The following is a 24,137-nucleotide window of genomic DNA, read 5'->3' on the forward strand; positions in this document are numbered from 1 at the left end:
AAACCCCGCCGGTTAGCTCATACCGGCGGGGTTTTTCATGAGATCGTCGATCTCTCAGTACTGATCGTCGTCGTCCTCGTCCTTCGGCGCCGAGCGCAGCGAACTCAGCTTGCGGAAGACGGCATCGGCGTCGATTTCCTTTTCCTTTTCCTCCTCGCGCTCGTAGCTCGGGGTCAGGCGCTCGGTTTCCTGGGCCGATTGCAGCGTCGCGCCAAGCTCGGCGGCGGTCGGCAGAGGACGGCCCTTCGCAGCCTTTTCGACTTCCATGTCTAGATCGATCTGGCTGCAGAGGCCAAGCGTTACCGGATCCATCGGCGCCAGGTTGGCGGAGTTCCAGTGGGTGCGCTCGCGGATCTGCTCGATGGTGGATTTCGTGGTGCCGACAAGCCGGGAAATCTGCGCGTCCTTCAGCTCCGGATGGTTGCGAACGAGCCAGAGAATGGCGTTCGGACGGTCCTGACGCTTGGAAACCGGCGTATAACGCGGGCCCCGGCGCTTGGATTCCGGCACCCGCACCTTCGGTTCGGAAAGCTTCAGCTTGTGGTTCGGATTGGCTTCAGCGCGGGCGATCTCGTCACGGGAGAGCTGTCCGGTCGAGATCGGGTCGAGGCCCTTGATGCCCTGCGCGGCTTCGCCATCGGCGATCGCCTTGACTTCGAGCGGATGCAGTTTGCAGAACTGCGCGATCTGATCGAAAGACAGCGCCGTGTTGTCGACAAGCCAGATGGCGGTCGCCTTCGGCATGAGCAGTGTTTGAGCCATGGATATAGTCCTTCTATCGTCCGCGCCGGTCGCGGTCCGTGGATTGTCACCACAATGTCCGGGAAATATGCCGCTATATAACCGCACTGTCGCAGAATTGCAATTCTTCCGAAATCAAATGACCTTTGTCTAATTGCGGTGGCGATGCGAGCTGCTATGAATTGCCGTGATTTGAATCCGGGCCCTAACGCTCACCTGGCCCGTCGCATGTCCCATGAGGAGGAGTTGCATGTCGGAGAAGATCTATCCGGTCACGAAGCCGGTGAAGGCGCGCGCCCTGATCGATAAGGAAAAGTACCTGAAATGGTACGAGGAAAGCGTCGAGAACCCGGACAAGTTCTGGGGCAAACACGGCAAGCGCATCGACTGGTTCAAGCCCTATACTAAGGTCAAGAACACGTCCTTTACCGGCAAGGTTTCGATCAAGTGGTTCGAAGACGGTCAGACCAACGTCTCCTATAATTGCATCGACCGGCACCTGAAGACCAATGGCGACCAGGTGGCGATCATCTGGGAAGGCGACAATCCCTATATCGACAATAAGGTCACCTATAACGAGCTCTACGAACATGTCTGCCGGATGGCGAATGTGTTGAAGAAGCACGGCGTCAAGAAGGGTGATCGCGTTACCATCTATATGCCGATGATCCCGGAAGCGGCTTACGCGATGCTCGCCTGCGCCCGCATCGGCGCGGTGCATTCGGTAGTCTTCGGCGGTTTCTCGCCGGAGGCGCTCGCCGGCCGTATCGTCGACTGTGAATCCACCTTCGTGATCACCTGCGACGAAGGTCTGCGCGGCGGCAAGCCGGTGCCGCTGAAGGACAATACCGATACGGCGATCCATATCGCCGCCCGCCAGCATGTGCATGTCAGCAAGGTGCTGGTCGTGCGACGCACCGGCGGCAAGACCGGCTGGGCGCCAGGCCGCGATCTCTGGTATCACCAGGAGATCGCCACGGTGAAGCCGGAATGTCCGCCAGTGAAGATGAAGGCGGAAGATCCTCTCTTCATTCTTTATACGTCAGGTTCGACCGGCAAGCCGAAGGGCGTGCTGCACACGACCGGCGGTTATCTCGTCTATGCGGCGATGACGCATGAATATGTTTTCGACTATCATGACGGCGACGTCTATTGGTGCACCGCCGATGTCGGCTGGGTCACCGGCCACTCCTATATCGTCTACGGGCCGCTCGCCAACTGCGCGACAACGCTGATGTTCGAGGGCGTGCCGAATTTCCCCGACCAGGGCCGCTTCTGGGAAGTCATCGACAAACACAAGGTCAATATCTTCTATACCGCGCCGACGGCGATCCGCTCGCTGATGGGGGCCGGGGACGACTTCGTCACCCGTTCCTCGCGCTCGTCGTTGCGGCTGCTCGGCACGGTCGGCGAACCGATCAACCCGGAAGCCTGGGAATGGTATTACAGTGTCGTCGGCGACAAGCGCTGCCCGGTCATCGATACCTGGTGGCAGACGGAAACCGGCGGCCACATGATCACGCCACTGCCCGGCGCCATCGATCTGAAACCCGGTTCTGCGACGGTGCCGTTCTTCGGCATCAAGCCGCAGCTGGTCGACAATGAAGGTAAGGTGCTGGAAGGTGCCGCCGACGGCAATCTCTGCATCACCGACAGCTGGCCGGGCCAGATGCGCACGGTCTACGGTGACCACGAACGCTTCATCCAGACCTATTTCTCCACCTACAAGGGGAAATATTTCACCGGCGACGGCTGCCGGCGCGATGCGGACGGCTATTACTGGATCACCGGCCGTGTCGATGATGTGCTCAACGTGTCCGGCCACCGGCTCGGCACCGCCGAGGTGGAATCGGCGCTCGTCTCGCACAATCTGGTTTCGGAAGCCGCGGTGGTCGGTTATCCGCACCCGATCAAGGGCCAGGGCATCTATTGCTATGTGACACTGATGGCTGGCCATGAAGGAACGGACACGCTCCGCCAGGACCTGGTGAAACATGTGCGTGCCGAAATCGGCCCGATCGCCGCGCCCGACAAGATCCAGTTCGCGCACGGCCTGCCGAAGACCCGCTCGGGCAAGATCATGCGCCGGATTCTGCGCAAGATCGCCGAAGACGATTTTGGCGCGCTCGGCGATACCTCGACGCTCGCCGATCCTGCCGTCGTCGACGATCTAATCGCCAACCGACAAAACAAGGCGAACGCCTGATATAGCGAGCCGTTCCGGCCTTAACGGTTTCTGGGGCGGCTCACTTTGCTTCCATAACTGGATGCGTGGGCGTGGCCGGGCGATTCCCTCATTCCTGCAAGACGATTGCCGGCGCGGTGACGTTAGCCGGATTCCTGGGCGAACGATCCCACCATTCCGTCCGTCGCATCGCGCGCCAGATTCCGACCGAGACGAGAAAACCTAAAAATCGATCGCCCGACCGTTGATCTCGTAATCGCCGAAGCGGGCCGGTTCGGCGCCGCCGCGGCCGCCGGTTTCCGGCGGCAGTTCCAGCGGTTTCTGGTTCTTTCGCCGCTCCTCGGCTTCGGCAAGCGCACGTTTGGCAGCCGGGGACAGCATTTTGCGCGGCGGCGATGCCTCGGCCGTCGGCGTTTCGCTATTGTCGTTATCGGCGTCCTGCATGGCATCTCCTGCCGGAAATATTGAAAATGGCTGGCGAATAACCAAATCATAATGCGCCGTTGCCGGGATTGAAAGCTTGCGCCGGCGAAATCGGAGATGGAGATCCGCAATGAACCTCGTCCGCACTGCCATGTTGCTTGCCTTCATGACGGCGCTTTTCATGTTTGTCGGCTTTCTGATCGGCGGTCGCGCCGGCATGATGATTGCCTTCGTCATCGCCGCCGGCATGAATTTCTTCTCCTACTGGAATTCCGACCGCATGGTGCTTTCGGCTTATCGCGCCCAGCAAGTCGATGAACGCAATGCGCCTGAGTTCTTTGCGATCGTGCGCGATCTCGCGCGCAATGCCGGCCTGCCGATGCCGAAGGTCTATCTCTACGACAGCCCGCAGCCGAATGCTTTCGCCACCGGCCGCAATCCCGATAACGCCGCCGTCGCCGCCTCGACGGGCCTGCTCCAGGCATTGTCTCCGGAGGAAGTCGCCGGCGTGATGGCGCATGAGCTCGCCCATATTCGGAACCGCGACACGTTGACGATGACGATCACGGCAACGCTCGCCGGCGCGATCTCGATGCTCGGCAACTTCGCCTTCTTCTTCGGCGGCAATCGTGAAAACAACAACAATCCCCTTGGTTTCGTCGGCGTTCTTGTCGCGATGATCGTGGCACCGCTTGCGGCCATGCTGGTGCAGATGGCAATCAGCCGGACGCGCGAATATTCGGCCGACCGCCGTGGCGCCGAGATCTGCGGCAATCCGCTGTGGCTTGCTTCGGCGCTCGGCAAGATCGCGCGCGCCGCCGCCCACGTGCCGAACGAGGATGCCGAGCGCAACCCGGCGACCGCGCATATGTTCATTATCAATCCGCTGTCCGGCGAGCGTATGGACAATCTGTTTTCCACACATCCGAACACGGAAAACCGCATCGCTGCGCTGCAGGACATGGTGCAGGGCGGCATGAACGTCTCGACGCCGCCGGTTCGGGCTGCTAATCCGTCGCGCAAATCGCGCTCTGTTCCGGATACGGGTCTTGGTCGCGGTGGTTCGCAACCGCCAAAAGGTCCATGGTCTTGAATTCAGACGGCACGAAGAAACTATTCCGCAAGCATAAGCCGTCCACCGAACGATCTGCGCCGACCAAACCAGGCCTGCAGGCGCGGGCTGCGGCGGCAAAAATTCTCGGCGCCGTCGTCGACCGCAAACTGCCACTCGACGGCGCTCTCGATCATGAACACGGCAATCCGGCCTACCGGGCGCTCGGCGAAAACGATCGGGCGCTTGTCCGCGCCATGCTGAACACGACGCTGCGCCATTTGCCGCGCATCGATGCTGCGATAGCCTCGTTGCTGGAATCGCCACTGCCGGAGGGTGCGCGGGCGCTGCAGCATGTGCTTTCGATTGGCGCCGCGCAGATCCTCTATCTCGATGTGCCCGACCATTCGGCTGTCGACCTTGCCGTCGAGCAGGCCAATCAAGACCCGCGCAATCGCCGTTTCGCCAAGCTGGTCAATGCCATTCTCCGCCGGCTCGGCCGCGAGAAGGATGAGGTGCTCGCCGAGATCGGCAAGGTCGCACCAATGCCGGCCTGGTTCATCGCCAGGCTAGAAAAAGCCTACGGCCGGGACGCGGCGCTGGCGATTTCGGAATCTCAGCTCCAACCGGCCGCAATCGATCTGACCGTCAAGTCGGATCCCGAAGGCTGGGCAAAGCGGCTGAACGGTGTTCTGCTGCCGACCGGCGGCGTGCGACTTGCTGCCTTCGATGGCGGCATCCCTTCGCTCGAAGGCTTCGACGAGGGCGCCTGGTGGGTGCAGGATGCGGCCGCAAGCATCCCGGCGAAGCTGTTCGGCGATCTCTCGGGCAAGCGTGCCGCCGATCTCTGCGCCGCGCCCGGCGGCAAGACGGCGCAGCTCATCCTCGCCGGCGGCGCGGTTACCGCACTCGACCAGTCGGAAAGCCGGCTGAGGCGGCTGCGGTCGAATCTCGACCGGCTCGACCTGAAGGCAGAGACGATCGCGGCGGATCTGACGACGTTCGAACCGGCCGAGCGTTTCGACGCAATCCTGCTCGATGCGCCCTGCTCTTCCACCGGTACGACACGCCGGCACCCCGACGTGTTGTGGACCAAAGGGCCTGAGGATATCGGCAGGCTGGCGGCGCTGCAGGAGCGGCTACTGCGTCATGCGCTGACATTGCTGAAGCTGGGCGGCACGCTGGTTTTTTCGAATTGTTCGCTTGATCCCGCCGAGGGCGAGGAGGTCGTTGCCCGCGTTCTTGCCGATACGGATGGGATCGAGCGCGTTCGGATCGATGCCGGCGACTGGCCTGGCCTTGAAGCGGCGATCACGCCGCTCGGCGAATTCCGCACGCTTCCCACCATGCTGAAAATGCCAGATGGCATCGCCTCCGGCCTCGACGGCTTTTATGCCGCCGTGCTGCGGCGTGTGGCCTGATTGCGGGCGCAGGACGCTTTGCATCCGTGCGTGAACGCGGAAGAAATGCGTTAATTTGCGTATATTCGAACATTGTTACGAATTAATTCATTGCGGGCGATGAAATCGGCCGCTTTTCACCTATTCTTAACCACGAGGGTCAATAGACAATAGAATATGCAGTCCGGTCGGCGTTTTGCGAGCATGTATGTTCGGGAGGCTTGGCGGCGCGCCTTGCGCCGCGTCGCGCTGCTGCGCCTAAAGCTCTTTCGCCATTCGATCAACGTGCCCGAGCGTCTGATCGTCGCGCCGACCGATCTCCGCAGCATCGATTTGCATGTCGCCGACGAGATCCTCAACGGACGTTTTCTGCTGGCCGGGCGGATGCTGGAAACGAGTGGAAAGTCACCCTTCACCTTTACCCTGCCTTCGCGCCCCTTCGCGATTCGCCTTCACAGCTTCGGCTGGCTGCGGCATATGCGGGCGAACAAGACGGAGCGCAGTTCGGCCGCTGCCCGCGCGATCGTCGACAGCTGGCTTTCCATCCATGCCGGCCGCATGGAGGGGGTTGCATGGGAGATCGACGTTACCGCGCAGCGCGTCATTGCCTGGCTCTCGCATTCGCCGGTCGTGCTGCAGAATGCCGACCGCGGCTTTTATCGCCGCTTCATGAAGGCACTTGCCTTCCAAGTGAGGTTCCTGCATCGCATGGCGCCGTATACGCTTGGCGGCCTGGAGCTGTTTCGGCTGCGTATCGCGCTCGCCATGGCCTCTGTCGCCATGCCTGCCCGCGCATCGACGCTCAGACGGGCGGCGCAGGCGCTCGACCGCGAATTCGATAGCCAGATTCTGCCGGATGGCGGCCATATCTCGCGCAATCCGCGCGTCGGCCTGGAATTGCTGCTCGATCTGCTGCCGCTGAGACAAACCTATGTCAATCTCGGCCATGACCTGCCGCAGAAGCTGATCTCCGGCATCGACCGCATATATCCGGCTTTGCGGTTCTTTCGCCATCAGGACGGGGATCTGGCGCTGTTCAACGGGGCGACATCGACGCTGGCAAACGAGCTGATCTCCGTGCTGCGCTATGACGAGACCGCCGGCCAGCCGTTCAAGGCCTTGCCGCAGTCACGCTATCAGCGGCTTTCCGGAGGTAAAACAGTCATCATTGCCGATGCAGGCACGCCGCCTTCGGGAGGCGCGCTGCGGACCGTGCATGCCGGCAGCCTCTCCTTCGAAATGTCGTCCGGCCGCCACCGCTTCATCGTCAATTCCGGCTCGCCGAAATTTGCCGGGCACCGCTATGTCCAGATGGCGCGCACGACAGCGGCGCATTCGACGGTTATTTTGAACGACACTTCGTCCAGCCGCTTTTCGCCCTCGCCCTTCCTCAATCACGCGATCACCGAACCGGTGAGAACAGTCACTATCGAGCGCGCGGAAACTGAGGACGGACGCGACGGCATCAAGCTCAGCCATGACGGATATCTCAGGGTGTTCGGGGTGCTACACGAACGTGAGCTGACACTCAATGCCGCAGGCTCGATCGTGACCGGGCGTGACCGGCTCGTCGTCCGGGAAGGGTATGAACATCACGAGCCCCTGAAGGCCGTCGCCCGTTTTCATATCCATCCCTCCATCGTCCTTCAGCAGAGCGATGGGGAGTCCGTGCTGCTGACGGCGCCGGACGGCGAAAGCTGGCTGTTTTCGGCGCCCGGCAACGAAGTGCTGATCACCGAGGACATCTTCTTCGCCGACAGCTCCGGCATTTGCGGTTCGGACCAGATCGAAATCGACTTCGATCTTGCCGAGAAGACAGAAATCCGCTGGTTTTTGTCTCGCAAGGGGTAGCACCTGTTTGCGCGGCGGCGAAGCTGTGCTAACGCGGCCTCACAATGCGAGCGTCCTGGAGTAGGATGATCTTAGGCCCGAGCCGGCCTGAAATCCGAATCCTGCTCTAAAGCAAGCGGATGTCTCCCGAAGACCGAACGGAGAAGGTTTCATGGCCGTCATTTCCAAGAAGATCCCCGCCCCCGATAAGGTCGAAATCAAGACCGCCCTCCTCTCCGTCTTCGACAAGACCGGGATCGTCGAACTCGCCCAGGCACTTTCGGAACGAGGCGCGCGCCTGCTGTCGACCGGCGGCACCTACAAGGCGATCGCGGCCGCCGGCCTTGCCGTTACCGATGTCTCCGAGATCACCGGCTTTCCCGAGATCATGGACGGGCGGGTCAAGACGCTGCATCCGACGGTGCATGGCGGCCTGCTGGCGATCCGCGACGACAGCGAACACCAGGAGGCGATGAAGACCCACGGCATCGAGGCCATCGACCTCGCCGTCATCAACCTCTATCCCTTCGAAGAAGTGCGCGCGGCTGGCGGCGATTATCCCACAACCGTCGAAAATATCGATATCGGTGGCCCGGCGATGATCCGCGCTTCGGCCAAGAACCATGCCTATGTGACGATCCTGACCGATCCGAGCGACTATGCCGAGTTCAAGGAGCAGCTTTCCGCAGATGGTGGCAAGACCGGCTATGCCTTCCGCCAGCGCATGGCCGCCAAGGCCTATGCCCGCACCGCGGCCTATGACGCTGTGATTTCCAACTGGTTCGCAGAAGCGCTGTCGATCGACACGCCGCGCCACCGCGTTATCGGCGGGGCGCTGAAGGAAGAGATGCGTTACGGCGAAAACCCGCACCAGAAGGCTGCCTTCTATGTGACCGGTGAGAAGCGCCCGGGTGTTTCGACGGCTGCCCTCCTCCAGGGCAAGCAGCTCTCCTACAACAACATCAACGATACCGATGCCGCCTACGAGCTGGTCGCCGAGTTCCTGCCCGAGAAGGCGCCGGCCTGCGCCATCATCAAGCATGCCAATCCCTGCGGCGTCGCCACCGGGTCGAGCCTGGTCGAGGCCTATCGGCGGGCGCTTGCCTGCGACAGCGTTTCCGCCTTCGGCGGCATCATCGCGCTCAATCGGACGCTGGATGCCGAAACGGCTGAGGAGATCGTCAAGCTCTTTACCGAAGTGATCATCGCGCCCGATGTGGCCGAGGACGCGAAGGCGATCATCGCCCGCAAGCCGAACCTGCGACTGCTGTCGGCCGGCGGCCTGCCCGATCCGCGCGCTGCGGGCCTGACGGCGAAGACCGTTTCCGGCGGCCTGCTGGTCCAAAGCCGCGACAACGGCATGGTCGAGGATCTGGAGCTAAAGGTTGTCACTAAGCGTGCGCCGACGGCGCAGGAGCTCGATGATATGAAGTTCGCCTTCAAGATCGGCAAACACGTGAAATCGAACGCCGTGGTCTATGCCAAGGACGGCCAGACCGCCGGTATCGGCGCCGGCCAGATGAGCCGGGTCGATTCCGCCCGCATCGCCGCGCTGAAGGCGGAAGAGGCCGCCAAGGCGCTCGGCCTTGCAGTGCCGATGACGCATGGGTCGGCAGTCGCCTCGGAAGCCTTCCTGCCGTTTGCCGACGGTCTTCTGTCGATGATCGCAGCAGGGGCGACGGCGGTGATCCAGCCTGGCGGTTCGATGCGCGACCAGGAAGTCATCGATGCCGCCGACGAACACGGCATTGCGATGGTCTTTACCGGCATGCGCCATTTCCGGCACTGAATGAGGACTGCGCCACGCTTCCGTCAGGTCCGACGCGCGTAACCCTACGCGCGATCGGCCGGATAGGGCGTGCGGATGAGCAGCACCAGGCCGCCGGCGAGAAACAGGATCAGCGTGGCCATTCCAAGCCGCGGTGACCCGCTCATATAGGTCATCAGCGAGAAGAGCAGTGTCGCCATGAAACTCGTGGCGCGCCCCGAAAGCGCGTAGATGCCGAAGTAGCGGCCGGCTTCCTCAGGGCTAACGCTACGGGCGAGATAGGAGCGCGACGAGGCCTGCACCGGCCCGAAGGTGAACCCGATCAGCAGACCGTAAAGGATATAGGCCTTTTCCGCCGCGGTGCCGAAGAGGCCGCCGGAATCCGCCGTCGGCAGCGGCAGCAGGCCGAACAGGGTGTAACCCGGTCCTGTCGAAATGATGCCGATGGTGGCGAGAAGCAGCATGGTGAGGCTGATGACGACGGTCACCTTCGAACCGACGCCCTTGTCGATGCGGCCGGCGATCAGGCAGCCGAAGATCGCGACGACATTCAGGATGATGCCGTAGACGCCGATCTCGATCGTTGCCCAGCCGAACATGCCGGCGGCGAAAATACCGCCGAGGATCAGCAGGCCGTTGACGCCATCCTGATAGATCATCCGGGCGATGAGAAATCTCAGGATGCCGCGGCGTTCCTTGAGTTCGCCAAGTGTGTTTTTCAGTTCCCGCAGGCCGGCGCGGACGGCAGTGCCGAACGGAAGACCTCTGCCGACATCCGGCGTAAAGAAGAACATCGGCAAGATGAAGATCAGATACCAGACGGCTGAGATCGGCCCGGTGATGCGTGCATCCTGGCCGGTCCGAGGATCGAGACCGAAAAGCGGATCGAGGCCGAGGATGGTCTTGCCGCTCTCCGGGCTCGCAGCCAAGAGGGTCACGACGGCAATGAGCACGATGATGCCGCCGAGATAACCGAGCCCCCAGGCGGTGTTGGAGAGCTTGCCGACCTCGTGCTTGGCGACCAGCCGCGGCATCATCGAATCGTTGAAGACGATCGAAAACTCGGCCGAGATCGAGGCAAGGATCATGAAAATGACCGGATAAAGAACAGGCGAGCCGGGGGCTGCGAACCACAGGCAGAAAAGGCTGACGATCTTGATGATCGCGAAAAAGCCGATCCAGGGTTTGCGCGCGCCCGACTGGTCGGCGATCGAGCCGAGGATGGGCGAGAGCAGGGCGATGATCACCGAGGAGATCGTCGCCATGTTGCTCCACGTCGTCTGCGCGGAAACCGGGTCATCGGTCAGACGGGAAACGAAATAGGGACCGAAGATGAAGGTGGTGACCACGGTAAAGAAGGGCTGGGCTGCCCAATCGAAGAACATCCACCCCCAGATGCCCTTCTCCGTGGCCTTCGGCGGACGCGTTCCTGTCCAGTCAATGCGATTCAACATCCGCTCCTTTTTCCGCGGACTGTCTCACCTCACCCGGTCGCGCGCAAGATCGGTCAGGATACCTGCAGCAACGGTAATACGCGCAAGATTCGGATCGCCGCTGTCGCTGAGGCTCGACAGCTCTTCGACAATCCGGTTGATGCGGACGCGATCCTGGGCGTGCCAAGCCTGAACGGGGAGTTTTTCCTTGCTGTGATCGGACAGCGCCGAGATGACGATGTCGCGTCTTGCGCTGGCGATCTGGTCGATGCTGCGGGCAAGCGCCAGGTTCTCGTAATGGTCGGAGGTGACGATCCGTCCACCCGCCGCCAGCAGCCGGGCGATCCGGAAGGTCTGCGACACCGCGAAGTAGTTTTCGGCGGCGCGCACCAGAGGCTCGCCGGTGCGCTCGGCAATCTGCATGATCTCCGGCACCAGCGCGAAGCTCTGAAGATTGGCGATCTCGGCTGCGAGCTTTTCGGGCACGCCCGCCTGGATATATTCGGCCTGGCGCGCCGCGGTATCGCCGGCCGATTGTTCGGCGAAGGCAGGTTTCAGTTTCTTCAAAGCAGCCTGCAGCCGGCTAATTACTTCGGCCATATCCGACCTGGTCATCGCGGTCTTCAACAGCAGGCGTGTCAAAACGGTAAAGCTATGGCTGATTTCCTGGTAGATGCGGTTCTGCATCTCGCCCGATATCCGGCCGTCGAGCGCATCCGTTTCGGCCCAGAGTCTGGTCAAGTCGAAACCGTCGCGGGCAACGATCGCCGCTCGCACCACTTCCGGTGCCGACGCCGCCGTCGCATCCATCATGGCAACGGTGAAGCTCGGCCCGCCGCGGTTGATCGCCTCGTTGGCAAGCACCGTCGCGACAATTTCGCGCTTCAGGCGGTGACCGGCGATATCGCCGGCGTTCGACTTCTGCATCTTGACGGGGAAATAATTCAAAAGCGTCTCGGTAAAATAGGGATCATCCGGCAGATCGCTGGCGGCGAGCGCATCGAAGAGCACGATCTTGGCATAGGATACCAGGACGCCGATTTCCGGGCGCGTCAGCGGTTTGCCGGCGGTATAACGTTCGGCCAGCGTCTGTTCGTCCGGCAGCGTCTCGACCTTGCGGTTCAACTGTCCGGCGGCCTCGAGCACGCTCATGAAACGGCCAAGCTCCAGACCGTTTGCCGTGCCCTTGCGTTCCGTCAGCGAGATCGCCAGCGATTGCAGATAGTTGTTGCGCAACACCAGGCTCGCCACTTCGCCGGTCATCGAAGACAAAAGCTGGTCGCGTTTTGCGCGCGTCAGACGCCCGTCATGCATGGCGGACGCCAGTGCGATCTTGATGTTGACCTCGACGTCCGAGGTGTTGACGCCGGCCGAATTGTCAATGGCGTCGGAGTTGCAGCGTCCTCCCTTCAGACCGTAAGCAATGCGACCCTTCTGGGTGACGCCGAGGTTTGCGCCCTCGCCGATCACCTTGGCGCGCACCTCTACTGCCGTGACGCGGATCGGGTCGTTGGCGCGGTCGCCGACTTCGGCGTCGGTTTCGGACGGGGCTTTCACATAGGTGCCGATGCCGCCGAACCAGAGCAGGTCGACCGGGCTCTTCAAGATCGCCGTGATGATTTCGAAGGGCGTGGCCACGGCCTTATCGATGCCGATCGCTGCCACTGCTTCCGGTGTCAGCGTGACCGATTTCGTCGCGCGGGAGATGATCATCGCACCCTTGGAGAGCACGCTTTTGTCGAAATCCTGCCAGCTTGACCGGGGCAGGTCGAAGAGCCGCTGGCGCTCGGCTAGCGTCTTTTCCATATCGGGATCGGGATCGATGACGATATCGCGATGGTCGAAGGCTGCCATCAGCCGGATCTTCGGAGAGAGCAGCATGCCGTTGCCGAAAACGTCGCCGGACATGTCGCCGACGCCAGCGACCGTGAAGGGCGTCGTCTGGATGTCGATGTCCATTTCACGGAAATGGCGTTTGACGGTTTCCCAGGCGCCGCGGGCGGTGATGCCCATCTTCTTGTGGTCGTAACCGGCCGAGCCGCCGGAGGCGAAGGCGTCGTCCAGCCAGAAACCGGCTTCCTGCGCCAGCGCATTGGCGGTGTCGGAGAAGGTCGCGGTGCCCTTGTCGGCGGCGACCACGAAATAGGGGTCGTCGCCGTCGAGCCTGACCGTATCCTTCGGCGGCACGATCTCGGTGCCCGATATATTGTCGGTGATCGACAGCAGCGTGCGGATATAGGTCTTGTAAGCCTCGCGGCCGGCATTGAAGATCTCGTCGCGGCTGCCGCCGACGGGGAGCTTTTTCGGATAGAAGCCGCCCTTGGCGCCGACCGGCACGATGACCGCGTTCTTCACCTGTTGGGCCTTGACGAGACCGAGCACCTCGGTGCGGTAGTCCTCGGCGCGGTCCGACCAGCGCAGGCCGCCGCGCGCCACCTTGCCGAAGCGCAGGTGCACGCCTTCGACTTCGACGCCGTAGACGAACATCTCGCGGAAGGGTTTGGGCTGTGGCAGCCCGTCGACCAGGTGCGGATCGAGTTTGAACGCCAGCATCGGCTTCGACGATCCATCGGCATTCTTCTGGAAATAATTGGTGCGCAGCGTCGCATCGACGATATTGACGTAGCGGCGCAGGATACGGTCGTCGTCAAGGCTCGGCACGTCGGCAAGCTCGACCTCGATCGCCTGATGCAGGTCGGCCAGCTTCTTGACGCGGGCCTTTTCGGAAAGCCTGGTATCGAGCGTGTCGTGGAACAGCCGGAAGATGGCGGCGACAACACCGGGATATTTGTCGAGCGTCGTCGCGATATAGTCCTGCGAATAGGCGATGCCGGCCTGGCGGAGATAACGTGCATAGGCGCGCAGCACGTTCGTCTCGCGTGCCGACAGCCCGGCCGAGAGGATCAGCCGGTTGAAACTGTCATTGTCGATCGTGCCGGCGAAGGCAGCAACGAAGGCTTCCTCGAGGGTGGCGCCGTAACGCTGCAGATCGACGTCGTCGCCGTTGCGGGCCTCGAGCTCCATATCGTGCAGCACGACGAGTTTCGTTTCTCCGTCCGTTTCCGGTACTCCGATGTCGAAGGTGCGTTCGCTGACGACATTGAAGCCGAGATTCTCGAGAAGCGGCACCCGGCGCGACAGCGCCAGCTGGCCACCGGCATGGAAGATCTTCAGCGAGAGGGTTCTGCTCTGCTCTTCCCGACGATGGTAGAACTCGATACGAAGCGGCTCGCCAGCGGCGCAGGCGACGATATCGGCCAGGTCGGCCACTGTTTCCTCCGGCGTGAAGGAATCCTGAAAGGCCTGGTCGACCGATATCTTCGGCGCCTTGGGTCCGGCCAGCGCCTCGAAACGGTCGTCCCAGCGGGCGGTAATCTCGCGGATCACCTGCTCGAGCTTTGACTGCGGAACGCGCGGCGTCTTGCCGCTGGAGCGGCCGATGATGAAATGCACGCGCGCCACGCCGCCTTCCGGGAAAGCCGGGTAATAGGCGGAGACACGACCGTCATAGACAGTCTTCAGATAGGTGCCGATCCGTTCGCGGACGATCGAGTCATATTCCTCGCGCGGCACATAAACGATCACCGAGACGAAGCGATCGAAATGGTCGATGCGCGGCAGGACACGCACGCGCGGCCGGTCGGCCAGGTCGTTGATCTGTTCGGCAAAACTGGCAAGCAGCGTGGTGTCGATCTGGAAAAGGTCGTCGCGCGGATAGGATTCCAGCGTGTTGTCGAGCATGCGGCCGGAATGGCTCATCGGGTCGAAGCCGAAATGTTCCTTCACCTTCTCGATCTTGGAACGCAGGAGCGGGATTTCCGAGGCGAGCGACGTATAGGCCGTCGAGGTGAAAAGGCCGACGATGCGCAGCTCGCCGGTGACGTTGCCGTCGGCGTCGAAGCGTTTGACGCCGACATAATCCATGTAGGCGCGGCGATGGACGATTGATTTCACATTTGCCTTGGTGACGATCAGGAAGTCCGGGCCGTCGAGGAAGGCAAGGATTTCAGGCGTCGTCGTCACGGCGTCCTTGCCGGTGCGCAAAACGAGCACATCGGGATTGGAGAGAATGCCAAGGCCGGTACCCTTGTCGCGTTCGACCCTGGCATCGGAACCCTTGCCGGAATAGACATATTCGCGCATCCCGAGGAATGTGAAATTCTCGTCGCGAAGCCATGTCAGGAAGGCGACGGCTTCATCGCGATCAGCCTTCTTCCGGCTGGCGCCATTGGCTGAAAGCTCGGTGATCACTCCGTCGATCTTGGAAAGCATCGGCTTCCAGTCGGACACTGACAGGCGGACCTGCTCGAGCACGGTTTCGATGCGTTTGACCAGATCTGCGGCCTGCTCGGAGTTGAGCGGCGCAATGTGGAGCTGGATATGGCTGACGCGGTTGGCCGGGTCGCTCGGGTGATCGGCGGAATAGAGCGCAGGCGCCTTGCCCTTTTCCATGACCAGGATGGGATGCACGGCCATGAACAGGTCGCGATAGGTGCTCGTCACTTCACCCATGACCGACTCAAACAAGAAAGGCATGTTCCGGTCGGTGACCGAAAGCACCGAAACGGCAATGCCATCGGGCCTCACATCGGCGATGGTGTCGATGCCGACGCGGGGCGCCTTCCCGTTCCAGGCGGCGAGTTCCTTTGCCGAATGCACGGCGGAGAGCGCCAGCATCTCAGGCGTATAGAGTTCGAGATCGTCATTGCTGGCCCGTCCGAAGAGAATTTCCGGATCGAGATGCGCGTCGCCCGTCGCCTTGGCGATCTTCCGCGCGCTTTCGATCTGTTTTTCCCGTTTCGGATTGTTTCTGGCAGCCATGAATCGCCTCCCGCAATGGACTGGTTTTCTGCAAGCTAGCAGAAGATTTCACGAAAAAATCTCTAAAATTCCGCCTTGAGGGATCGCTTTGATGCTTTTTTGACGCTTGAAATGGGAAATTGTCGGAGATTTTCCGATTCGTGGTCAAAACGAGCCGGAGGACCCTCTTTTTGTTTTTCGTTCCGCCGCACATTTCCATGCCCACGTGAAGAATGGTTGACAGTGCGGCGTCAAAAAGATCATCAAACGCGGTCATCATTCGGATCTTGTCTCATGTCGGAAAATGCGGCGGGCGCAGTCATTGTCATCTCCAGTCATGTGGTGCGCGGCTCGGTTGGAAACCGGGCGGCTGTCTTTGCGCTGGAGACGCTTGGTCATCCGGTCTGGGCGCTGCCGACCATCGTGCTGCCCTGGCATCCCGGGCACGGCCGCTCGACGCGGCTGACATTTGCGGAAGCGGATTTCGACGCGGCGATCGACGATCTGATCCGGGCACCCTGGATCGGCGAAGTCAAGGCAGTGCTTTCTGGCTATTTCGGTAATGCCGCACAGGTGCGCTCCGTCGCCCGGCTGATCGCTGCACTCAGGCAAGATAATCCCGAACTCCTCTATGTCTGCGATCCCGTCATGGGCGATCTTGGCGGTCTCTACGTACCGGAGGCGACCGCGGAGGCCATTCGCGATCATCTCATCCCGCTCGCTTCGCTCGCGACGCCGAACCGCTATGAGCTTGCATGGCTGTCCGGGGCAGCGCTTGACGACAACAGCGCGATCATGGAGGCGGCACTGGCGCTCGGGCCGTCGCGCATGCTCGTCACCTCGGCCGTGCCGATGATGGCAGGCGGTACCGGCAATCTCTATCTTTCCGGCCGTCACGCGCTTCTTGCCGAGCACCGCGTCGTCGAAAACCCGCCGAATGGTCTCGGCGACCTGCTGGCCGCAGTTTTCCTCTCGCGCCTGCTATCCGGTCTCGAGGACGAAAAGGCGCTGCAACTTGCCACGGCAAGCGTCTTCGAGGTGCTGGCGCGCGCCGTCAAGCGCGGCAGCAACGAGCTGATGCTGGCGAGCGATGCTTCCAGCCTTTCGACGCCGATGGCCATGGTGCAGATGCGCCGGCTCGTGCACCCGGCGCAGCGGCGGAAAAAATGACGCATCCGCCAATGCACTCATTTTGCGGTGCAGCAGTTGATCTTGTCTCCCGCGCGCGCTAATCCAGAAGCATGCAGCGTTTTCCAAATTCCCTTCTGGACGGTTACCGCAACTTCATGAACGGGCGTTATGCCGACGCCCGCGACAGGTATCGGCTGCTTGCCGAAAACGGTCAGAGTCCTAGCACGCTGGTCATTGCCTGTTCGGATTCACGTGCGGCGCCGGAGCTGATCTTCGATGCCGGCCCGGGTGAGCTCTTCGTTATCCGCAACGTCGCCAACATGGTGCCGCCCTACGAGCCGGACGGTCATTTCCATTCGACGTCGGCCGCGCTCGAATTTGCGGTGCAGGCGCTGAAGGTCTCGGATATCGTCGTGATGGGCCATGGCCGCTGCGGTGGTATCCGCGCCGCGCTCGATCCGAATGCCGAGCCGCTGTCGCCGGGCGATTTCATCGGCCGCTGGATGTCGCTGGTCAAGCCCGCTGCCGAGCAGATCCAGAGCAATGACGTGATGACGGCCGCCGAGCGGCAGACGGCGCTGGAGCGTGTCTCGATCCGCAATTCGATCGAAAATCTCAGAAGCTTCCCCGACATCAAGGCGCTCGAGGAAGCGGGAAAAATGCATCTCCATGGCGCATGGTTCGATATTTCGACCGGCGAACTCTGGGTGATGGATGCCGAGACACGTGACTTCATTCGTCCCGAAATCTAGGGATCTGCCGCTTTATCAGTTTATTAAGAATTGCTGCTAAGATTGGCGTCAATTGGTCGCGCACGACCGACGTTTTGAGCACCGTGGCGATTGGCGATGAAGTTCGAAACCATCAAAAGGGTTATCCTGGCCGCGATCATGCTGCCCTTCGTCTTCATGCTCATTGAAGGCGTCGTCGTCATACGGGCTTCAGTCAACCAATACAGGGATCTCGAGAAAGACCGGCAGTTCGCCGACGTGCTAGCCCGTGGCGGGTCCATCGCGGCCACGGAGATCCTGAGTGAGATCGGCGCTACTCGCCTTTATCTCGCGCATCCGAGCAGCAAGACAGCCGCCGATATGCAGAAGAGCCGGGTAACGCTCGATGACGAGCGCCTTGCCTTCTATGCCAGCCTGCCTTCCCGCGATACGCTCGACGAAGGGCTTGTGGAAGAATTGTCGAGTCTCAGCCTTGCCTACAGCCGCATCGTCGCCGCGCGCAGCGCCGTCGACAAAGGCCGTTATGTCGGCAGCGATCCCGGGTCCATCTATTGGTATGCAGCCCTCAAACAGCTTGCCGTCGTCGATGCGCTTTCACCCCTGATCAGCGATCCGGTGCTGCTCGAGAAATCCAACCAGCTAATGGGCATTATGCTGACCTACTACGGGGAGAGGCTGATCACCGGGATTGGCAGCCGTTACCTCGACCAGAGCGTTTCCGCCAGATTTCCGGTGGAGCTGTTCGTGCAGGGCAAGGTCATGATCGGCGAGGGCATGGACCACATGGTCTTCCATTCGGCGGCGCCGATCGTGCGCGACATCGTCGCCTATCTCGATCGCCGCGACCAGGTGAAGGCGAATGCGATCACCGATGCCATCCTCGCCGGATCGCGGCCGACGCGCGCGGTGCGCGATGTCTGGGCGGCTGTACAGAGTGCACGCATGACCTTCCTGCAGCAGAAAATGATCGAGGCGGCGCGAGATATTCACGAGACCGGCGAAAACTTTTCGACGCGCTCGCATTTGCACCTGACGCGGATTCTGGCGCTGTGCGCCGGCCTGCTCATTCTCGCGACATTGGTGATGGTGCTGGCAGCACGGGGTCTGCGCCTGCTCGATCGGCTGACGCGGGACCGGGAGACGTTGGTCGGCGAGTTGCGCAACGCCGCCCAGACTGATCTCCTCACCGGTCTTTACAACAGGCGCGGCTTCGAGTTCGCCGCATCGGCGCTTCTCACGCAGGCCGAGCACGGATCACGCTGGATTTCCGTGGTGCTTTTCGACCTCGATCATTTCAAGAAGATCAACGATATCAACGGCCATGACGCTGGCGACGCCGTGCTCCGGCATGTCGCAGGCGTCGCGCGCGCGCATTTTCGCTCCTTCGATCTGCTGGTGCGCCATGGCGGCGAGGAGTTCCTGGCGCTCCTGCCGGATTCGACGCCCGACGAGGCGGCAATCGTTGCCGAGCGCGTGCGGCTGGCGATCGAGGCGGCGGAAATCCCCTTGGAGAATGGCGAGGTTCTCAAGGTGACGGCAAGTTTCGGATGCGCCGGCCGGGCAAATGAAGCCGCCAACCGGAACTTCGAGGATCTGGTCAAACGTGCCGATCTCTCGCTTTACGCCGCCAAGGCGTCCGGCCGCAACTGTGTCGTTTCGGGGCCAATCGTGCCGGCGCAGGAGGAGCGCCGCAAGACAGCCTCCGGCGGCGGCTTTGATTCCCGCATATGAAAAACGCCGCATGTCGTAACGGCGTTTTCGGGTGTTGTAGTCGAAGAAGACCTATTTGCCGTCGATCTGCTGGCCGATATAGGCGATTGACTGCTGATAGACGCTGGCGGCGTTCCAGCCCTGGATGGCGACGAAATTCGGCTCTCCGGGCTGATAGCCGGCGCCGGCGCGCCAGCCATGACCCTTGAGGAAATTCGCCGTCGAGGCCAGTGCATCGGCGCGCGAACCCACCATGTCGACGCGGCCATCGCCATCGCCGTCGGCGCCGAAGCGCACGACATTGCGCGGCAGAAACTGCGTCTGACCGATTTCACCATGGGCAGCACCCTTGGCCTGCGGGCTCAGATAACCCTCGGAGACGAGCTGGAGCGCGGCATAGAGCTGATCGGTGAAATAGTCCGAACGGCGGCAGTCATAGGCAAGGGTCGAAACGGCCGACAGCGTATGCTGATTGCCCATATAGCTGCCAAAACCGGTTTCCATGCCCCAGATGGCGATCAGCGGGCCGGCGGGAACGCCGAAACGGCGTTCGATCGAGGCAAAAAGCGCCTGGTTGGCTGCTTTCATGCTGCGGCCGCGGGAGATGACGGCGGCACCGCCGCGCTTCTGCATGAAGGCGTCGAAGGAAAGTTTGAAACTCTTCTGGCCGCGGTCGGCGGCGATCGTCGGTTTGTTGTAATTGACGTTGGCGAAGGCGCGGTCGAGGACCGAGCGGCTGACGCCGTTTGCCGCCGCTTCCTGCTTGAAGTCGGCGACCCATGCACTGAAACCGCTGCTATTGTTGCCGCATTGGGCGCCCTGGGCCGCTGCCGGCAGCGCGTGGAGCACGCCGGCTGTCGTAAACGCGGCCAGAAGGAATGTTGTCATGCGCATGAGAAACCCCGCTCCGGTCTGCTGAAGCGCGCCGCGGCCGATCGGACACGTGCGACGCGCCTTAAATCTTCGTTCTGTTCATGTCCCCAAAACCGCTACGCGGTTTCGGGCGGCATGGCCTAGCCTTGATGCCGGGCAGAATGCCAGCCGAAGGCGATTTTGTCACGATCACCCTTTAGTAAGCGCTTATGGACAAAGGGCGCCTACGGCTCGGCAAAAAGCCCTGCCTTCATCCGCAGGGCTTTAGCATATTATGGTTTACAAATCGTATCAGGCGGCCTGCTTGCGCGGCTTGACAAGGCCGCGATTGACGAGCAGCTCGGCGATCTGAATGGCGTTCAATGCCGCGCCCTTGCGCAGATTGTCGGAGACCACCCAGATGTTGAGGCCGTTTTCGACCGTCGCATCCTCGCGGATGCGCGAGATGTAGGTCGCGTCCTCGCCGGCGGATTCGTAAGGCGTGATGTAGCCGCCGTCCTCACGCTTGTCGATGACGAGGCAGCCCGGTGCATCGCGCAGGATGTCGCGAGCCTGGTCGGCGGTGATTTCGTTTTCGAACTCGATGTTGACCGATTCCGAATGGCCGATGAAGACAGGCACGCGCACCGCCGTGCAGGTCACCTTGATCTTCGGGTCGAGCATCTTCTTCGTCTCGGCCAGCACCTTCCACTCTTCCTTGGTATAGCCGTCTTCCATGAAGCTATCGATGTGCGGGATGACGTTGAAGGCGATACGCTTGGTGAACTTCTTGTTCTCGATCGGATCGGCGACGAAGACGGCGCGCGTCTGATTGAAGAGCTCGTCCATGCCGTCCTTGCCGGCGCCGGAGACCGACTGGTAGGTCGAGATGACGACACGCTTGATCTTGGCGAAGTCATGCAGCGGCTTCAGCGCCACCACCAGCTGGGCGGTCGAGCAATTCGGATTGGCGATGATGTTGCGCTTGGTGAACTGGCTGATGGCGTCCGGGTTCACTTCCGGCACGATCAGCGGCACGTCGGCGTCGTAACGCCAGGCCGAGGAATTGTCGATGACGATGCAGCCCTGCTGACCGATCTTCGGCGAAAACTTCTTGGAGATTTCGCCGCCGGCCGACATCAGGCAGATATCGGTGTCGGAGAAATCATAATTCTCCAGATTGGAGACCTTCAGCGTCCGGTCACCATAGGAAACCTCGGTGCCCTGCGAACGCGCGGAGGCGAGCGCCACGACCTCATCGGCGGGGAAGCCGCGTTCGGAGAGAATGTTGAGCATCTCCCGGCCGACATTTCCGGTTGCTCCCGCAATTGCTACTTTGAAACCCATTTCTCAAGCTCTCTTTCTCTTCTCTCCTCTTGTCCGGTGAGGGGAAAGGCGCGACGGATCGCGTCTTCCTGTCCCCAGCCGAGCCGGGGAGAGAGCGGCAGGCCAGAGACGTCAGACGGTTTTCGTCGTCGTTTTGGCCTTGGTTTTGGCAGAAACCGGAACGGCAATATCCACCCCGGCAACCCGTGCCCGGTCATTGCGGTCAGCAATGGCGTGTTCGTCGCGAACCATGGAGATTCCTTTTCCGCTGTTGCTCTTAGAAGGTTTTCCACAGGAGTCAAGGTTTTTGCGCTCGAAGCAGGAGGCGAAAGCGGCGGCCGCGATGCTGCGACGTTTTGTCATGCCGCTGTCATCCTCGGCAGGTATCCCGGCCAGGTTCTCAATGTCTGCAACGAAAACGGGGGTTTTCCATGCGTACGCTTCTTGCCGCCTTTGCGGCCACCACCATGCTTGCGGGCGCCGCTCAGGCGACGACGGTCTATCCGCTCGATCGCGCAACGATTCTTGCCGGTTCGCCGTTCGATTTCAAGGTCGAACTCAACAAGCAGGTCAAGCCCGAAGACGTGAAGATCACGGTCAACGGTCAGGACTACAAGACCGTCCTCGGCGGCGAAGCGCAGTTCATCGAACTGGAAAAGGGCAAAGAGGATAAGGCCCTCGGTTCCGCTCTGCTCCTGCGCAGCCTGAAGATTTCCGCTCCCGGTGCCTACAAGATCGAAGTCGCCGCCGGCGACGAAATGAAGTCCGTCACCTGGAACGTTTACGAAACCGCGGCCCAGCCGAAGGCCAAGAACATCATCTTCCTGCTCGGTGACGGTCTTTCCGTTGCCCATCGCACCGCTGCCCGCATCATGTCCAAGGGCATGACCGAAGGCAAGGCGAATGGCCGCCTGAACATGGACGATCTCGATCGCATGGCTTTCATCGGCACCTCGGCAACAAATGCGGTCGATACCGATTCGGCCAACACCATGTCGGCCTTCATGACGGGCCACAAGACGGCCGTCAACGCGATTGGCGTCTATGCGGACCGTACGCCGGCCTCGCTCGATGACCCGCGTGTCGAAACCTTTGGGGAAGCCGTCCGCCGCACGACCAAGAAGTCGATCGGCATCGTTGCGACCGCTGAAGTCGAGGACGCCACGCCGGCTGCCGTCGTTTCCCATACCCGCAACCGCAACGACAAGGCCGATGTCGTCGGCATGCTGCTCGACGTCAAGCCGGAAGTCCTGCTCGGCGGCGGCTCGGCCTATTTCCTCGGCAAAGAGGTCCCCGGTTCCAAGCGCAAGGACAACCAGGATTACATTAAGCTGTTCCAGGATGCCGGCTACAAGCTTGCGACTGACAAGAACGAGCTCGCCGCCAATGCATCGGCGGAAGGCAATCTCCTCGGTCTGTTCCACACCGGCAATATGGACGTCACGCTCGATCGCGAGTTCCTGAAGAAGGGCACAGTCGACAAGTTCCCGAACCAGCCGGGTCTCGTCGCCATGACCAAGGTTGCGCTCGACCGCCTCTCCAAGAATCCGGACGGGTTCTTCCTGATGGTCGAAGGTTCCTCGATCGACAAGATGTCCCATCCGCTCGATTGGGATCGCGCCGTCATCGAAACCATCGAATTCGACCAGGCCATCGGCGTTGCCCGCGAATTCCAGAAGGCTCATCCGGACACGCTGATCGTCGTCACCGGCGACCACACTCACGGTGTATCGATCATCGGCACCGTCGATGACGACAAGCCCGGCACGGAAATGCGCGAAAAAGTCGGCACCTATGCGGAAGCCGGCTTCCCGAACTACAAGGACGAAAACGGTGACGGTTACCCTGACAAGATTGACGTCAGCCGCCGCCTGTTTCTGAGCGCCAACAACGGCCCTGACCACTACGAGACCTTCCGTCCGAAGCTCGATGGTCCGTTCGTTCCGGCTGTCCAGAACGAAAAGAAGGAATATGTCGCCAACGAGCAGTACAAGGATGTTCCCGGCGCGGTCTTCGTTCAGGGCAATATTCCGAAGACCGGCGACAGCGGCGTCCATGCGGTCGACGACGTCGTCCTGCAGTCGGCGGGTCCGGGTTCGGAAGAGTTCCATGGCTACATGGAACAGAGCGACGTCTATCGCGTGCTCGCCGACACCTTCGCTCTTGGCGCCAAGCAGACGAACTGATCCGAAGCCGATCCGGCAGTCGCTTGCCGGCCTTGCCTGTTTCGTCGATCACGGTCCCGGCCGTTCAGCGGCCGGGATTTAACTCTTGGAGATCGCCATGGAAAAGCTCCCTTCGCTGCATCTCAGCCGCCGCGGCCTGATCGGCGCCATCGGCACGCTGGCTTTCGCCGCTGTTGCTCGCCCGAGTTTTGCTGCAGGTTCCGTGATCAGCTTCGATGAGCTTTATGGCAAGTTTGGCGTGCTCGGCCTCGAATTTTCCGACAAGGTGAAGCGCCTTGCCGGGCAGGAAATCAGCATAAAAGGTTTCATGGCGCCACCGCTGAAGGCCGAGGCGCAGTTCTTCGTGCTCACCGAGGTGCCGATGTCGCTCTGCCCCCTCTGCTCCTCGGATGCCGACTGGCCTGATAATATCGTCGTCGTCTATCTCTTGGAGAAACAGACCTTCGTGCAGCCGCGCCAGACGATCGAAGTGCGCGGCATGCTGGAATATGGTTCCTGGACGGACCCGGACACCGGCTTCGTCAGCCTGCTGCGTATGCGCCAGGCCGAATATTCCGCCATCTGAACCGA

General features: G+C 61.3%; 17 protein-coding genes. 10 read left to right on the forward strand and 7 right to left on the reverse strand.

The features are described 5' to 3' along the window. Positions 1-54: 54 nt before the first annotated feature. Complete coding sequence (locus tag ACS4RS_RS07975; RefSeq protein ID WP_126921543.1) at positions 55-762, reverse strand: DUF1013 domain-containing protein; 708 nt, start codon at positions 760-762, stop codon at positions 55-57. A 229-nt stretch (positions 763-991) separates the two neighbouring features. On the opposite strand from ACS4RS_RS07975, the gene acs reads away from it, so the two are divergent. Then, on the forward strand, positions 992-2,947 hold the full coding sequence (gene acs / locus ACS4RS_RS07980; protein WP_439011406.1) for an acetate--CoA ligase: 1,956 nt from the start codon (positions 992-994) through the stop codon (positions 2,945-2,947). A 201-nt stretch (positions 2,948-3,148) separates the two neighbouring features. Here the strand turns inward: acs and ACS4RS_RS07985 are convergent, their stop codons facing one another. Continuing rightward, positions 3,149-3,370, reverse strand: coding sequence for a DUF1674 domain-containing protein (locus tag ACS4RS_RS07985; RefSeq protein ID WP_071085833.1), 222 nt, complete (start codon positions 3,368-3,370; stop codon positions 3,149-3,151). A gap of 109 nt (positions 3,371-3,479) precedes the next feature. On the opposite strand from ACS4RS_RS07985, the gene htpX reads away from it, so the two are divergent. From htpX to purH, 4 genes are all read left to right on the forward strand, one after another. Continuing rightward, complete coding sequence (htpX, locus tag ACS4RS_RS07990; protein ID WP_439011405.1) at positions 3,480-4,442, forward strand: zinc metalloprotease HtpX; 963 nt, start codon at positions 3,480-3,482, stop codon at positions 4,440-4,442. After that, positions 4,433-5,821, forward strand: coding sequence for a transcription antitermination factor NusB (locus ACS4RS_RS07995; protein WP_439011404.1), 1,389 nt, complete (start codon positions 4,433-4,435; stop codon positions 5,819-5,821). The genes htpX and ACS4RS_RS07995 overlap by 10 nt, the downstream gene beginning before the upstream one ends. Before the next feature lie 156 nt (positions 5,822-5,977). Next, positions 5,978-7,651: a heparinase II/III domain-containing protein gene (locus tag ACS4RS_RS08000; protein ID WP_439011403.1), complete on the forward strand. Its 1,674-nt coding sequence runs from the start codon at positions 5,978-5,980 to the stop codon at positions 7,649-7,651. A gap of 151 nt (positions 7,652-7,802) precedes the next feature. Then, positions 7,803-9,419 (forward strand): bifunctional phosphoribosylaminoimidazolecarboxamide formyltransferase/IMP cyclohydrolase, encoded by a 1,617-nt coding sequence (gene purH / locus ACS4RS_RS08005; protein ID WP_439011402.1) that lies wholly within the window; start codon positions 7,803-7,805, stop codon positions 9,417-9,419. 44 nt (positions 9,420-9,463) lie between these two features. Here the strand turns inward: purH and ACS4RS_RS08010 are convergent, their stop codons facing one another. Further along, complete coding sequence (locus ACS4RS_RS08010; protein ID WP_439011401.1) at positions 9,464-10,852, reverse strand: MFS transporter; 1,389 nt, start codon at positions 10,850-10,852, stop codon at positions 9,464-9,466. A 24-nt stretch (positions 10,853-10,876) separates the two neighbouring features. After that, positions 10,877-15,652: an NAD-glutamate dehydrogenase domain-containing protein gene (locus ACS4RS_RS08015; RefSeq protein WP_439011400.1), complete on the reverse strand. Its 4,776-nt coding sequence runs from the start codon at positions 15,650-15,652 to the stop codon at positions 10,877-10,879. Between the two features lie 273 nt (positions 15,653-15,925). On the opposite strand from ACS4RS_RS08015, the gene pdxY reads away from it, so the two are divergent. The 3 genes from pdxY to ACS4RS_RS08030 all read left to right on the forward strand — a co-directional run bounded on the left by pdxY (position 15,926) and on the right by ACS4RS_RS08030 (position 19,224). Continuing rightward, the gene (gene pdxY, locus ACS4RS_RS08020; RefSeq protein ID WP_439011399.1) at positions 15,926-16,801 is read left to right on the forward strand and encodes a pyridoxal kinase PdxY; all 876 of its coding nucleotides are present in this window, start codon (positions 15,926-15,928) and stop codon (positions 16,799-16,801) included. 71 nt (positions 16,802-16,872) lie between these two features. After that, on the forward strand, positions 16,873-17,514 hold the full coding sequence (locus ACS4RS_RS08025) for a carbonic anhydrase (protein WP_003589561.1): 642 nt from the start codon (positions 16,873-16,875) through the stop codon (positions 17,512-17,514). 96 nt (positions 17,515-17,610) lie between these two features. Continuing rightward, on the forward strand, positions 17,611-19,224 hold the full coding sequence (locus tag ACS4RS_RS08030) for a diguanylate cyclase (protein ID WP_439011398.1): 1,614 nt from the start codon (positions 17,611-17,613) through the stop codon (positions 19,222-19,224). A 51-nt stretch (positions 19,225-19,275) separates the two neighbouring features. Here ACS4RS_RS08030 and ACS4RS_RS08035 read toward each other — a convergent pair whose 3' ends face one another. The 3 genes from ACS4RS_RS08035 to ACS4RS_RS08045 all read right to left on the reverse strand — a co-directional run bounded on the left by ACS4RS_RS08035 (position 19,276) and on the right by ACS4RS_RS08045 (position 21,744). Beyond that, on the reverse strand, positions 19,276-20,097 hold the full coding sequence (locus tag ACS4RS_RS08035; RefSeq protein WP_439011397.1) for a lytic murein transglycosylase: 822 nt from the start codon (positions 20,095-20,097) through the stop codon (positions 19,276-19,278). 270 nt (positions 20,098-20,367) lie between these two features. Beyond that, positions 20,368-21,402 carry an aspartate-semialdehyde dehydrogenase gene (locus ACS4RS_RS08040; protein ID WP_439011396.1) on the reverse strand — a complete coding sequence of 345 codons (1,035 nt, stop codon included), beginning with the start codon at positions 21,400-21,402 and terminating at the stop codon, positions 20,368-20,370. Positions 21,403-21,513: 111 nt separating this feature from the next. Then, positions 21,514-21,744 carry a hypothetical protein gene (locus ACS4RS_RS08045; protein WP_012559370.1) on the reverse strand — a complete coding sequence of 77 codons (231 nt, stop codon included), beginning with the start codon at positions 21,742-21,744 and terminating at the stop codon, positions 21,514-21,516. A 68-nt stretch (positions 21,745-21,812) separates the two neighbouring features. Here ACS4RS_RS08045 and ACS4RS_RS08050 point away from each other — a divergent pair, with 68 nt between their 5' ends. Next, positions 21,813-23,567, forward strand: coding sequence for an alkaline phosphatase (locus ACS4RS_RS08050; RefSeq protein ID WP_439011395.1), 1,755 nt, complete (start codon positions 21,813-21,815; stop codon positions 23,565-23,567). 97 nt (positions 23,568-23,664) lie between these two features. Beyond that, positions 23,665-24,132 carry a hypothetical protein gene (locus ACS4RS_RS08055; RefSeq protein ID WP_439011394.1) on the forward strand — a complete coding sequence of 156 codons (468 nt, stop codon included), beginning with the start codon at positions 23,665-23,667 and terminating at the stop codon, positions 24,130-24,132. Positions 24,133-24,137: the final 5 nt, after the last annotated feature.

The sequence above is a fragment of the Rhizobium sp. F40D2 genome (assembly GCF_051810745.2).
Lineage (GTDB): Bacteria > Pseudomonadota > Alphaproteobacteria > Rhizobiales > Rhizobiaceae > Rhizobium.